Source organism: Hydrogenophilus islandicus (assembly GCF_054657095.1).
Genome location: NZ_BAAHXE010000046.1, coordinates 1 through 11,919, shown reverse-complemented (window position 1 = coordinate 11,919; position 11,919 = coordinate 1). Strand labels below are relative to the sequence as shown.

The 11,919-nt window shown below is 62.9% G+C and carries 13 protein-coding genes; 4 read left to right on the top strand and 9 right to left on the bottom strand.

Annotation, left to right across the window (positions count from 1 at the left end; genetic code table 11):
• The first annotated feature begins 46 nt into the window (after positions 1-46).
• From ACYQ6T_RS10200 to fliE, 3 genes are read left to right on the top strand one after another with little or no spacing between them, the layout of a single operon-like run.
• Positions 47-1,177: a sensor histidine kinase gene (locus ACYQ6T_RS10200; RefSeq protein ID WP_459830509.1), complete on the top strand. Its 1,131-nt coding sequence runs from the start codon at positions 47-49 to the stop codon at positions 1,175-1,177.
• Positions 1,174-2,592, top strand: coding sequence for a sigma-54-dependent transcriptional regulator (locus ACYQ6T_RS10195; protein ID WP_459830507.1), 1,419 nt, complete (start codon positions 1,174-1,176; stop codon positions 2,590-2,592). The genes ACYQ6T_RS10200 and ACYQ6T_RS10195 overlap by 4 nt, the downstream gene beginning before the upstream one ends.
• A complete protein-coding gene (gene fliE / locus ACYQ6T_RS10190) occupies positions 2,592-2,912 on the top strand; it encodes a flagellar hook-basal body complex protein FliE (RefSeq protein ID WP_459830505.1) in 321 nt (106 codons plus the stop codon). The genes ACYQ6T_RS10195 and fliE overlap by 1 nt, the downstream gene beginning before the upstream one ends.
• A 2-nt stretch (positions 2,913-2,914) precedes the next feature.
• On the opposite strand, the gene ACYQ6T_RS10185 is transcribed toward fliE, so the two are convergent.
• From ACYQ6T_RS10185 to ACYQ6T_RS10145, 9 genes are all read right to left on the bottom strand, one after another.
• Positions 2,915-3,670, bottom strand: coding sequence for a flagellar brake protein (locus ACYQ6T_RS10185; protein WP_459830512.1), 756 nt, complete (start codon positions 3,668-3,670; stop codon positions 2,915-2,917).
• 47 nt (positions 3,671-3,717) lie between these two features.
• The gene (locus ACYQ6T_RS10180; RefSeq protein WP_459830504.1) at positions 3,718-4,023 is read right to left on the bottom strand and encodes an EscU/YscU/HrcU family type III secretion system export apparatus switch protein; all 306 of its coding nucleotides are present in this window, start codon (positions 4,021-4,023) and stop codon (positions 3,718-3,720) included.
• Positions 4,010-5,617 carry a flagellar hook-length control protein FliK gene (gene fliK / locus ACYQ6T_RS10175; protein WP_459830503.1) on the bottom strand — a complete coding sequence of 536 codons (1,608 nt, stop codon included), beginning with the start codon at positions 5,615-5,617 and terminating at the stop codon, positions 4,010-4,012. Before fliK ends, ACYQ6T_RS10180 begins: the two co-directional genes overlap by 14 nt.
• A complete protein-coding gene (locus ACYQ6T_RS10170) occupies positions 5,614-5,925 on the bottom strand; it encodes a hypothetical protein (protein WP_459830501.1) in 312 nt (103 codons plus the stop codon). The genes fliK and ACYQ6T_RS10170 overlap by 4 nt, the downstream gene beginning before the upstream one ends.
• Before the next feature lie 6 nt (positions 5,926-5,931).
• Entirely contained in the window at positions 5,932-6,345 is a 414-nt protein-coding gene (gene fliS, locus ACYQ6T_RS10165; protein WP_459830500.1) for a flagellar export chaperone FliS, read from the bottom strand.
• 13 nt (positions 6,346-6,358) lie between these two features.
• Complete coding sequence (gene fliD, locus ACYQ6T_RS10160; protein ID WP_459830498.1) at positions 6,359-7,729, bottom strand: flagellar filament capping protein FliD; 1,371 nt, start codon at positions 7,727-7,729, stop codon at positions 6,359-6,361.
• Positions 7,730-7,750: 21 nt separating this feature from the next.
• Complete coding sequence (locus ACYQ6T_RS10155; protein ID WP_459830496.1) at positions 7,751-8,206, bottom strand: flagellar protein FlaG; 456 nt, start codon at positions 8,204-8,206, stop codon at positions 7,751-7,753.
• Positions 8,207-8,288: 82 nt separating this feature from the next.
• Positions 8,289-9,215 (bottom strand): flagellin N-terminal helical domain-containing protein, encoded by a 927-nt coding sequence (locus tag ACYQ6T_RS10150; RefSeq protein WP_459830511.1) that lies wholly within the window; start codon positions 9,213-9,215, stop codon positions 8,289-8,291.
• A gap of 80 nt (positions 9,216-9,295) precedes the next feature.
• Entirely contained in the window at positions 9,296-10,705 is a 1,410-nt protein-coding gene (locus tag ACYQ6T_RS10145) for a GGDEF domain-containing protein (protein ID WP_459830494.1), read from the bottom strand.
• A 98-nt stretch (positions 10,706-10,803) separates the two neighbouring features.
• Here ACYQ6T_RS10145 and ACYQ6T_RS10140 point away from each other — a divergent pair.
• A partial coding sequence (locus ACYQ6T_RS10140; protein ID WP_459830492.1) for an AAA family ATPase occupies positions 10,804-11,919 on the top strand: 1,116 nt, incomplete at its 3' end.

Here is an 11,919-nt window from a genome sequence, read left to right as displayed (position 1 = left end):
TCGCCGGCAATTGTTGCCGGTAGGGGGATCAGCTACAATGAGCGCGATGGAACAGAGTCTCCAACCCTCTTCTGTGGCCACGGGACTGACGCCCGAGCAGCTGGCGGCGGCATTCGCCGAATTCATGCGCGCATCAGACCGCCTCACCGAGGCGTACGCGCAACTGGAGGCGCGGGCAGAGCGGCTCACCGAACGGCTCGAGGTCCTGATGGAGGCGTTGCCGGTGGGGGTTGTGGTCATTAGTAGCGACCAGGTGATCACCGAGAGCAACGCCGCGGCGCGCGCCTGGTTCGGCGAGGCAGTCGCAGCGGGAACCCCGTGGCACACCTTTGCCGCGCAGCTCCTTCCCACCGATTCGCCCGACGAATTTCTCTGGCGGAAGGAAGGAGGCGAGCGGCGGGTGGCGCTCACCTGGTCGCGTCTCCCTGATCAGGGGGGAGAGATCGTCGTCGTGCAGGATGTCACCGAGGCGGTTCGGCTGCGCGAAGCGATCGCGCGGCAGGAGCGGCTCGCGGCGATGGGGGAGCTCGTTGCGGGGCTTGCGCACCAGCTGCGCACCCCACTCTCCGCGGCGCTCCTCTTTCTCGACCACCTCGCGCTTCCCGGAATCGATGAGGCGCAGCGGCGCGAACGGATCGACCGGATCAAAGCGCGGTTGCGCCGCATGGAGGAGCTGATTGCCGACATGCTCATCTTTGCCCGCGGCGGGCTGCGTGCGCACGAACCGATCGCGCTCGACCACCTCTTCGCCCAGCTGTGGGCGAACATTGAGCCGCTTGCGGAGGCGCAAGGGGTCATGTTGGAGCAGTTGGCCGCTCCCCCTGCGAACGCGCCGCGTCTCTGGGGCGACGAGCGGGCGCTCTTGGGGGCATTGAGTAATCTCGTCGATAATGCGTTCGCGGTCCAGCGCGGTTCCCCGGCAGCGTGGATCGGGTTGGGGGCTGAAGCGACAGCGACGAGCTGGACGATTACCGTAGCCGACCGCGGCCCCGGGATCCCTGACGAGGTGCGGGCACGCCTCTTTACCCCCTTTTTTACCACCCGCCCAGACGGAACGGGACTAGGGCTTGCGATCGCGCACGAGGTGGTCACCGCCCACGGTGGGACGATCGAAGTCACTTCCTCAAGCCAAGGTGCCGTGTTCACGGTACGGTTGCCGGTGACAGAAAGCAGATGAACCCGACGGTGTTACCGATTCTGATCGTCGAAGATGACCCTGACCTCAGAGAGGCGGTGGCGCTCACCCTTTCGGCGCACGGCTATCCGGTCCTCGTTGCCGCGTCGGGACCTGAGGCGCTCAAGCTCCTCGAGCACCACGCCGTCGCGATGGTGGTGAGCGACCTCAAAATGGCGCCGATGGACGGATTGACGCTGCTCGAAGCGATCCGGCAAAAGTTGCCGCACCTCCCCGTGGCGATCATGACTGCCTACGGCGACGTCCCGTCCGCGGTGCGCGCGATGCGCAGCGGTGCGTGCGAATTCCTCTTGAAGCCCTTTGAGAGCGCGCAACTGCTTGCGCTCGTTCGCCGCTACGCCCGATGGGCTGAAGAGGCGGGGGAGCACCCGTTGATCGCCGCCGACCCGAAGAGCCAGGCGACGCGGGCGCTGGCGGAGCGGGTTGCCGCAACCGACGCCACGGTCCTCTTGACCGGCGAATCGGGCGTTGGCAAAGAAGTTTTTGCCCGCTTCATCCATGCTGCCTCTCACCGGCGCAAAGGCCCGTTTGTCGCGCTCAATTGCGCGGCGATTCCCGAGTCGCTGCTCGAAGCGACCCTCTTTGGTTTTGAGAAGGGGTCGTTTACCGGCGCGCAGCAGGCCCAGCCAGGGAAATTCGAGCAAGCGCAAGGGGGGACGATTCTGCTGGATGAGATCTCCGAGATGCCGCTTGCGCTGCAAGCGAAGCTCTTGCGCGTTCTTCAGGAGCGCGAGGTCGAGCGGCTGGGGGGCAAAAAGGCGATCGCGCTCGATGTGCGGGTGATCGCCACGACCAACCGCAACCTTCACGACGAGGTCGCGGCGGGGCGATTCCGCGAGGATCTCTTCTATCGCCTCAACGTCTTTCCGATCACGATTCCGCCGCTTCGCGACCGCCCGGCCGATATTCTGCCGCTCGCGCGCCATTTTCTCGCCCGGCAAGCGGCGGAGTGGCAACGGCCAACGCCTGCACTCACCCCTGAAGCGGAACGAATTTTGCTAAGCTATTCTTGGCCGGGCAATGTCCGCGAGCTCCACAACACGATGCAACGCGCGCTCATCCTCGCGCCCAGTACGGAAATCGATGCGGCAACGCTTTTGAGCTGCTTGCCGCTTTCTGAGGAGGAGAAGCGACGCGCGAGTGAAACAGCACCGGTTCTCCCGCGAGCGGGCGATACCCCACAAAGCGTCAGCGCGGGGGGTAGAGAAAAATGGGAAAGTGAGGTATCGTTACGCGACTGGGAACGGGAACAGATTTTGCGGGTTCTTGCCGAGGAGGGGGGATCGCGCAAACGGGCTGCGGAGCGCCTGGGATTGCCTGAACGGACGTTACGCTACCGGTTGCGCAAATACCGTGAAGCGGGGTTTGAGATCCCCGAGTCGTCAGGAGGTGCATAATGGATACAAACGCGATCAACCAGTTGCTCGCGCAGATGCAGCAGGCTCAGGCGCTCGCCAACGGGGCGCCGAGCGGGCGGCCAGAGAGACCGGAAACGACCGATTTTGCCCAGGTGCTCGACCAGGCGCTCAAAGAGGTGAGCGCTCAGTCGGCCACAGCGAACAAGCAGGCGGAGCGCTTCGTTGCAGGCGACCCCAGCGTCAATTTGGCTGACGTGATGGTGGACCTTGAGAAAGCGTCGCTCTCGTTCAACCAGATGGTGCAGGTGCGCAACCGCTTGGTGAGCGCCTACCAAGAGATCATGAACATGCCGGTTTAGCCTTACCCTTCAGCGTGGAGGCGCATTTCGCGCTGCACGGTGAAGATGTAACGCTGAAGCGCCTTTTCGACAGCGGGGGGCAAGTTCACAAAGCGGCAGCCCGCCCGTTCGACGTATTGTCCCAAGCGGTTCGTCACGTGGTAGACGTTTCGCACCTCAAGGGTCACAGCGATCGGTTCCGTAGTGGGGACCACCAAAATCGAGTCGGGAAATACCTGCCCCGGTGTCACCTTGATCGATGCCGGGGGAATCAAGATCGCCAGCCCCCCGTTGCTTACATCCAGCACGCGAAAAGGGACGAGGTGCGGAGGCGCGCCGGGCGGTGCAGTGTTCACTTTACAGACGACATGGTGCGAAAGCGGGATGTGGACGCGAAAGTACTCCCGTCGTTGCAAACGAAGAATGGCGTTGGGTCGGGGCGCCCGAAACGCCCGGGAGCCCTGAAAGAGGGTCAGGGAGAGCGTCTCCACCGCAAACTGTGTCAGCACCCCGTCGAGCTTTCCTTGACAGACCGCTGGGTGATTGACCGCCTTTTGGTTCATGGTCTCGTCACGGCAAACGTCGAGGAAGAGGTGGGTTTCATCGACCCCAATGATCGTCGTCGGCATCAGGTAGTGCTGGTGGACGAAGAGCCCGAGATTGGTCCGTTGTTGCCACAAATTGCGCAGGATGAAGTCGACCTCTTTGGGGTGGGTGACGATGTGTTCCGCGTAGCGGTCAAAATCGACCAGACGCAACGGTTCTTGAGGGGGACGCATCACGGTCACGGCATCGAGAAGAGTCGAAGAGGATAGGGCGATTTATATCACAATTTTGTGCCGCTACCCTTTTTTTCCTGTTCGAGGCGATAGACCCACGCGAGGAGCTCAGCGACCGCGACGTAGAGCTCAGGGGGAATGCGTGCGTCGAGATCGAGACCGATCAAGAGCTTCAGGAGCTCCGGCGACTCATGGACATAGACGCCCGCCTCTTTGGCCTTTTCGATGATTTGCGCGGCAACCACTCCTCTCCCTTTCGCGACGACTCGGGGGGCGACATCGCCAGTCTCGTAGCGAAGCGCAACCGCGGCGGGGGGGGGCGTTCGGGGGGGCTGCTCGTCAGGGGTGGTCATGGTGGGGAGGTTCAATCGCCGAGGCGGGGCGCCACGTCAATTGGGTGAGCGGCAAACGATCGGCCGCGAAGGCGTCGAGCAGTTCCCGCGAGCGCTGCTCAAGGAGCGCTCGGGTCTCTGGGGAGTCAGCGGCAATCGCCACCTCGATGCCGCTCGGGGCGATCGACAACCAGAACGCGACCGTTCCCAAAAGCGGCGAATGGACCGTGACCCGCGACTGCCAGCGCCTCGCGTCCCTGTCGTCACCCGAGGCGTTCGCTGCTCCGCCGCCCTCTTCGTCGCTGATCTCCCACCGCACGTTACTCCCCGGCCACGGGGAGAAGAGGAGGTCGACGCGCCCCTGGGCCAGAGCGTCGAGCTGATGCTGGACCAAGGGGACGAGCCGATCGGGGATCGGTGACGCTGAGGCTGAGGCTGACGTTGAAGCTGAAGTAGGCGCTGTTGTCGGTTGCGGCGGTTGTGCCCCCCCACTGTGTGGCGATTCGCGGACCGACTGTGTCGGCTCCTGCGCTTCTGCGTCGAAGGTGATCCCCAAAAGGCGCTGGACCAGGGTGACGATTTTGTCGGTCGGGGTGACCCGCGGAAGAGGCTCCCGCACTCCAGAGACCCAGGGCGCGACACTCCCGCCCAACGTGGCGATTGCGGTGGTCTCCGACAGCGAGGGGCGCGTTGTTGTCGGGATATTTGCTTGCGGCTCAGCGCGCAGTTCAGCAAGCGGGTAACGCCCTTGCGCCCACTCGGCGAGATGCGCCTCGTAAAAGAGCCCCGAACGGCGCAGCGTATCGGCGAGTTGGGTCGGAAGGAGCGGCGCCTGGCGCTGTGCAAAAATGGGGTCAAGCGCGCTTAATGTCGCGCGAACGGCAAGAGGCGGAGCGGGATTCGAGAGGTTGTTGTTTCTTCCGAGCGCCACCGCCTCATCGCGACGCGCGAGTGGTGGGCTCGGTGGGCGATTCGCCTCTCGCGGCGAGGGCAGTTCCGGGGCGGACTCGGTGGTCGGGGGGTGAGCGCCCTCCATGAGGAGATTCGCGGGTTCGGTGACGGAGAGGGAGGGGGGAGGGGTCGCGCTCGGCACCGATGGCGTGGGTGCAGGGGCAGGGGGCGCGACGGGCTGGGGCTGCGGCGAAGCAGGGGCAGGTGGGGCGACCGACACCGGCAGCGGCGAAGGAGGAGAGGCTGCGGTGATCAATTGGCGAATGAGCGCAGCCGTTTGCGAAAGTTGGGTCTGCACGGCCGAATTGCTGGGGGGCGGCGGGGCAGCATGTCCCGGTTCGCTTGCCGCTTCGCGCGCCCACACCTGGTTCCCCTCCCGCCGGACAACGACCAGTTCGAGCGTGTCGCCACTCTTGCGCGGTTGATCCATCGCGAGCGCCACCTCTTGACCGGCAACGAGCGCAAGAAAAGTGCCATTCGGCAGCGGACGGGTGATCGTGGCGCGGAAATATTGCCCGCTTTGGAGCTCAGCGGGGAGTTCCCGTGCGGCGGGCGTGACGGGGGCAATGCGATGGAGCGCTTCAACCCTGGGTGTCGCGGACTCTTGCGCCACCATCTCGAGGTTGAGCAGCCGAACCCGTGCCGCAAGATCGGGGGGGATCATGATGAATCGGTGGGCAGGAGGTGCCAGGCTCTGAGGAGCTTTTGGAGGCTCTGATACGCCGGTTCGATGTGGATCCGCGCCGCTTCAAGCGCGTGCAGCGCGGCTGTGAGGGTCTCTTGACGCGCCGCGAGATCGACCTGCACGTTATCGGCGGCTTGGCGATCGGCCTCGACGAGTGGCAGTAACGTGCGGGCGACTGCTTCGGCCTCTTCCCATGCGTTACGCTCAACGGCGTTGAGAAGCGCTTCACACTGCTGGCGCAGGGCAACGACAGGCGGATGGGGGGAGTCGGACCCAGTGCTGTTCATCACATGCTACCGGCCATAGGTCTTGCGCCGCGCCTCTTCCGGCATCTCCGCCCAGGCGTCACGAATCGTGCGCAGGAGTGCCGCCGCCTCGTTGAGCGGAGCCGCGTTGTTGAGTGCATTGGCGTGGGTCAAGCGCTCGGCGATGTAGTCGTAGAGCGCGGCGAGACGCTCCGCGAGATCACCTCCCGCTTCCACGTCGAGCGAGGTTTTGAGCCCCTCGATCACGATGGCGATCGCCTTGTTGATCGCTGCAGTCCGCTGGGGGATGTTGCGCTGCTCAATCGCCACCTCTGCTTGGGCGATCGCCAACAGCGCGCCGTCAAAGAGCATCAAAATCAACCGGTGGGGGTCGGCGGTCTGGACAGCCGTCTCGAGGTCGACCTGTTGGTAGGCGGCGGCACCGCTACTGCGATTGAGCATAAGAACCCCTTATTCATTTACCGCTTTGGGTGATCTTGGTAAGTTGCTGCGAAAGATAAGTCCCCGTTGCGTTCATTTGCCCGACGATGCTGTCCATCGCGTTGAACTGACGGAGGTACATCGCTTCGATGCGCGAAAGGCGACCTTCCAAGATCGTCTTCTGGTTGTCAAGGAGTTTCACCGACTGTTGGAGCCCCTTGACGCGCATGTCGATCAGCCCAGAGCTCTGAGTGTAGCTCGTCGTGAGCGCAATCCCTTTTGCCGCGAGACCGTCGCTCGCCCCTACACCGGCGAAGAAGTTCGCGACAGAGCTCCAATCGGCGTTGAGCGCGTCGCTGAGTTTGCGGTCGTTGATGGTCATTTTTCCGGTCGTGTCGAACTCGACGCCCAAGTCGCTCAACCGCGTAAAACTCCCCAACCCCGTGATCTCCTGCCCGAGGGTCTGGCGCAGCTGATTGCGCAGCCCCCGCAGGCTCGCGTCGCCGTAAAGCACCCCAGCGCTCTTCTTCTCCGCGTCATAGCCGCCGAGTTGCTTGATCTGATCCATCACGCCGTTGTAGGCGTCGGCCAATTTCTGAATCGCGTTCTTCGCCGGCTCAAGGTCGCGCTCGATGGTGAGCCCCTTGGTGGTCCCCGATTCACCGGTGAGCGTCAAGGTGACGTTGTCGATCGCGTTGTTGATGGTGTTGCTGCTGCGGGTGATCGCAACGCCGTTGACCGTCAGCTGCGCGTCTTGGGCGCTCTGGATGCGGTAAAGCGAGGAGTTGCTCGACGTGGGGAGGGTGTTCGGGTCGTTGAAGGTGAGCGCAGCCAACGCGCCGGTACCGGTGAGGGTAAAGGCGTTCGCTGCGCCAGTCTCCTTACTCGAGAGGACGAGCTGATTGACCGAGCCGTTGTTGACGATCGCAGCAGTTATTCCGGCATTGGCCTGGTTGATCTGGTCGCGCAGTTGCTGCAGCGTCGTGCCGGCGGTGACGTTGAGCGAGACGGTGTTCCCCCCGACGGTAATATCGAGCGTCCCGCCCCCGGAAGGGTCGAACTGCGTGGTGGCGCTCGTGGCCACCCGCTGCTGTTTTGCAAGCTGCTGGACCGCGATGTCGTAGCTGCCGATCGCCGCGCCTGCTTTGGCGGAGGCTGTGAAATCGGCGTTTGGAGCAACGGAGGCTTTGACGGCGCCGAAAGTATCCGCGTTCTTCAACGCTTCGAGCGCGCTCTGCAGCGTCGAGATCGCTCCCTTGATCTGGCCAAACGCGGAGATTTGGCTCTCGTACTGGGTCTTTTTGGTGTCCAACCGGGTGAGTGGTTGCCGCTCAATCTGCATCATCTGGGCAACGAGCCCTTTGATGTCGAGACCCGAACCGATGCCTGTTGCGGTAATGGCCATGATCCACCTCCTAACTGGGTGTTAAGCTTTCTCGCGGACCAACAGACCTTGAAGTTTATCAAGAGCTTTGGCGATATCGAGAATCTCTTGCGGAGGGATCTGCTTGATCACCTCCTTGGTGTTGGTGTCGATGATCTTGATCACCAGCTTTTCAGTATCCTGATCGATCTGGAACTGCAGTGCGCTGTTGAGCGCCGAAACAGTCCGTTGCACCTTCTTCGTCGCCTCCTCGATCATCCGCCGGTCCATTGATGCAGTGTCGGCGGGCGGCTGCTCGGTAGGCGTTGACCGCACTGGGTTGCCCAGGGCGGCTGTTTGCGCTGTTGCTCCCGTTCCCGCGCGTTCAACCCCTGCGCGCTCCGGTTCTCTCCCTTGGACGCCCCGCTCCACCGTCCGGGTCGTTGGCGGTGGGGTGACCTCACGGGTGAGCTGCGTGGCACTGTTTTGCGGTAGCGAGACAATTGGGGTGGTACTCATCGCCTTCTCCTCACGGTAAAAAGGCGGCGTGCGCCAAGTTGCCTTCGCGCCGCCGCCTGACGCCGGACAGGATGGTCACCGCTTACCGCAGGAGGCTCAACACCTGCTGCGGTTGCGCGTTCGCCTGCGCGAGCATCGCGGTACCGGCCTGCTGCAGGATCTGCGCGCGAGAGAGCGCCGCGGTCTCTTGCGCGAAATCGGCGTCCCGGATGCGGCTGCGCGAGGCCGAGAGGTTTTCGATCGACACTTGCAGGTTGTTGATCGTGGCCTGGAAGCGCGATTGCACCGCACCGAGCGTCGCGCGGATGTCGTTCACCGTTTTGAGCGCCGCATCGACTGCGCTGATCGCCGAAAGCGCGGCATCGACCGCGGAGATGTGGAATGCTGTACTGGTTGCCCCGGAAGATCCTGCAATTGCGGACCCCGCAGTACCGGACGAGAAGATGCTGATGGCATCAATAGCGATTTTGTCGGAGGCGGTGATCGCGCCGCTCGCTGTATAGACGCCGTTGGTATCAAACCCACTTGCTGTGGTCGTCCCGGAGAAATTGGCCCCCACTTGGAAGACGAACGACGCAGCACCTGTTGCCGCCGAAAGGACTTTCACCCCGTTGAATTCGGTATCCTTACCAATGCGCTCGATTTCGAGTTGTAGTTGCCGGAACTCTTTTTGCAGCGCGTCGCGGTCAACCGCGGAATTGGTCGCGTTCGCCGATTGCACCGCGAGATCGCGCATCCGTTGCAGAATGTCCCCAATCTGACCAAGCGCCCCTTCGGTGACTTGCGCCATCGAGATCGCGTCGTTGGCGTTCCGTACCGCGACGGTCATGCCGCGAATCCCAGAGGTCATCCGTTCGGAAATCGCGAGCCCCGCAGCGTCGTCCTTGGCGCTGTTGATGCGCAACCCCGAGCTCAACCGTTGCATCGCGGTCTGCATGTCGAGCCCCGTTTTATAGAGGTTCCGTTGTGCGTTGAGGCTCATGATGTTGGTGTTGATGACTGCCATGATGCTCTCCTTTCGCTTTTCAATCCGTTGATCCGAAGCCTTTTGGCTGTACAGCTGTGTTTACGGCAAAGTGCGGAAAAACTTTAGCCCTTGTGAACGACCACGCGATTCTTGCCACTTCGCTTCGCCTCGTACATCGCCGCGTCGGCCCGCGCGAGTGCCGACTCAAGCGTATCGCTCTCCGTGACTGGGGTGACGCCCGCGCTGAAGGTGATGACGCGGTGGCTGTCGTTGAAGAAGAAGAGTTCGCGGGTGAGCGCCCGTTGGAGGCGGCGGATCACCTCGGCGGCGTCTTCTGCGCTGGTGTCGGGCAGGAGGACCACAAACTCCTCACCCCCGAAGCGGCCGACGATGTCTTGGGCGCGGAGGTGGGTGCGTGCCATGCGGGCGAGATAGAGGAGCGCTTCATCTCCCGCCTGGTGGCCGAGGGTGTCGTTGAGCTGCTTGAAATTGTCGAGGTCGATGAGCGCAATACTCAGCGGCGTCCCACTCCGTTTTGCGCGGTGGTGTTCGCGGGTAAAGCTCTCTTCCAGGCCGCGGCGGTTGAGTAACCCAGTGAGCGGGTCGCGAGCGACGAGGGCGCTTAGTTGTGCTACTTGCGCCTCGAGCTCGCGCACGCGCGATTCGGCCGCTTCGGCCTCGGCTTTGACGGCGGTCAATTCCTGGTGGGAGCGGGCGATGCTCTGATGCATCGCCCGGGTATCTTCCAACAGTTGATTCAGTAAGGGCGAAATTTCGGAGATGTCCGATGCTTTTTCAATCACGTCGGCCGCCTGTTCGAGCTCCTTTTGGTAATCGGCCGAAAGCGAACTCATCTGCGCGACCTCATCGAGAAAATGGGCGAGGAGCGCCTTCAACCGCTCTTCGGCGGCGCGCCGCGCGGTGACCAACGCTGCTTGACGGTTGAGGGTCTCCTCAAGGCGGACCTCGGCTTCGCGCAGCTTCGCGAGGTCGAGCGCCGGGGTTTCATTGGTCTGGAGGGTCGCGCGGAGGAGTTCAATTTGGCCGGTGAGCCACTCGGGGCGGGGGGTGAGCGTCTCGATGTTGCGCAACAGCACGTCGAGCAGATGGAGGAGTTCAGCAACGAGCGCGGCGCAATCGCTCTCAGCGGAGGGTTGGGGTAAGGGGAGCACTGCCTCCTCTTCGGTGGCACTCTGCTCAGTGGGCGAGCGTTTCCATGCTTCCACCAGGCTGTTGAGGCGTTCAAAGAGGGTGAGGGGGTTTTTGGTTGCCAAGACCCGCTCGAGCGAGCGTTTTTTCATCTCGGTGGTCCAGTCGCGGTGGGGGAGCTCCCACGCGGCAACCAGACGGCGGATGAGGTCGCTCCACGCGAGTTCGAGAAGTCTTTGGCACTTTTCCGGCAGATATTCGGGGATTCCTGCCAACTCTGCGTACTTGCGCGCAAAGTGTTCCGGGGTGGGGGGAAGCCGCTCTTGGGCAAGGCGCAGGAGTGTCTCTTTCGCGAGTTCAGCAGGGGATTTGAGCGTGGCCATGTTTGTTCTAGGGAAGGTTGTCGGCGTCAGGGATATTGTAGCGCTTGCGTGTCGAGAATGTGCTAAGCTTGCACTGGACATCAGGAGTGTGGGGTGCGATGACTCAAGAGAAGCTGTTCAACACCGCGGGGCCCAGCAAGCCTGAGCTGCACTACATGGTCGATCCGCTCACCCGCATCGACCTCCCGGAGATTGAAGCGCTCATTGCCCAAGAGCGCTACTTCATTCTCCACGCGCCGCGGCAGACGGGGAAGACGACGTGTCTCTTGGCGCTCATGGAGTACCTCAACCGCCAAGGACGCTACCGGGCGCTCTACGCCAACATCGAAGCGGCGCAAGCGATGCGCCACGATGTGGCCCGCGCGATGAACATCATCGTCAATCAGTTCGCAAGTGCCGCGACCGTCTATTGGCAAGATCCCGCGATGACGGAAATTGCTCGCGAGCTCCTCACTGCGAGCGACGTCGAAGCGGGCGACCGGGTGCGCACACTCCTGGAACGCTGGTCGCTCGCTTCGCCGCAACCGCTGGTGATTCTCCTCGACGAAGTCGACGCCCTGGTGGGCGACACGCTGGTTTCGCTCCTGCGGCAACTGCGTGCCGGCTACACCCAACGCCCCCGCGCCTTCCCCCAATCGGTGATCCTCTGCGGCGTGCGCGACGTGCGCGACTACCGTATCCACACCGCCAACAAAGAGATCATCACCGGCGGCAGCGCCTTCAACGTCAAAGCGAAATCGCTGCGGCTCGGGAACTTCACCTTTGATGAGGTGCGGGCGTTGTGGCTGCAACACACCGAAGCGACGGGGCAGCGCTTTACCGACGCGATCTGGGAGGAACTCTGGCTCGACACCGAAGGGCAACCGTGGCTCGTCAATGCCCTGGGGCACGAATGCACCTGGGAAGATAAAGAGCTCCGTAACCACCGCGAGCAACCGGTGACGCCTGAGCGCTACCTCGCGGCGCGCGAGCGGCTGATTCAGTCGCGCGCGACCCACCTCGACCAACTCACCGACAAACTCTCCGAGCCCCGTGTGCACCGCGTGATTGCGGCGATCCTCGCAAGCGAAGAGGACCCGACGGTGGTTGCCGAAGAGATCCCCACCGACGACCTCGAATATGTCTACGACCTTGGGCTCATTGCGGTGCGCCCGATGGTGCGGATCAGCAACCGGATCTACCGCGAAGTGATCCCGCGCGAGCTCACCTGGACC

What these genes read in the sequence shown, in the direction of transcription:
- ACYQ6T_RS10200 (WP_459830509.1), top strand. Translation starts at nt 47, where the DNA reads ATGGAACAGAGTCTCCAACCCTCTTCTGTGGCCACGGGACTGACGCCC.
- ACYQ6T_RS10195 (WP_459830507.1), top strand. Translation starts at nt 1,174, where the DNA reads ATGAACCCGACGGTGTTACCGATTCTGATCGTCGAAGATGACCCTGAC.
- fliE (WP_459830505.1), top strand. Translation starts at nt 2,592, where the DNA reads ATGGATACAAACGCGATCAACCAGTTGCTCGCGCAGATGCAGCAGGCT.
- ACYQ6T_RS10185 (WP_459830512.1), bottom strand. Translation starts at nt 3,670, where the DNA reads ATGCGTCCCCCTCAAGAACCGTTGCGTCTGGTCGATTTTGACCGCTAC.
- ACYQ6T_RS10180 (WP_459830504.1), bottom strand. Translation starts at nt 4,023, where the DNA reads ATGACCACCCCTGACGAGCAGCCCCCCCGAACGCCCCCCCCCGCCGCG.
- fliK (WP_459830503.1), bottom strand. Translation starts at nt 5,617, where the DNA reads ATGATCCCCCCCGATCTTGCGGCACGGGTTCGGCTGCTCAACCTCGAG.
- ACYQ6T_RS10170 (WP_459830501.1), bottom strand. Translation starts at nt 5,925, where the DNA reads ATGAACAGCACTGGGTCCGACTCCCCCCATCCGCCTGTCGTTGCCCTG.
- fliS (WP_459830500.1), bottom strand. Translation starts at nt 6,345, where the DNA reads ATGCTCAATCGCAGTAGCGGTGCCGCCGCCTACCAACAGGTCGACCTC.
- fliD (WP_459830498.1), bottom strand. Translation starts at nt 7,729, where the DNA reads ATGGCCATTACCGCAACAGGCATCGGTTCGGGTCTCGACATCAAAGGG.
- ACYQ6T_RS10155 (WP_459830496.1), bottom strand. Translation starts at nt 8,206, where the DNA reads ATGAGTACCACCCCAATTGTCTCGCTACCGCAAAACAGTGCCACGCAG.
- ACYQ6T_RS10145 (WP_459830494.1), bottom strand. Translation starts at nt 10,705, where the DNA reads ATGGCCACGCTCAAATCCCCTGCTGAACTCGCGAAAGAGACACTCCTG.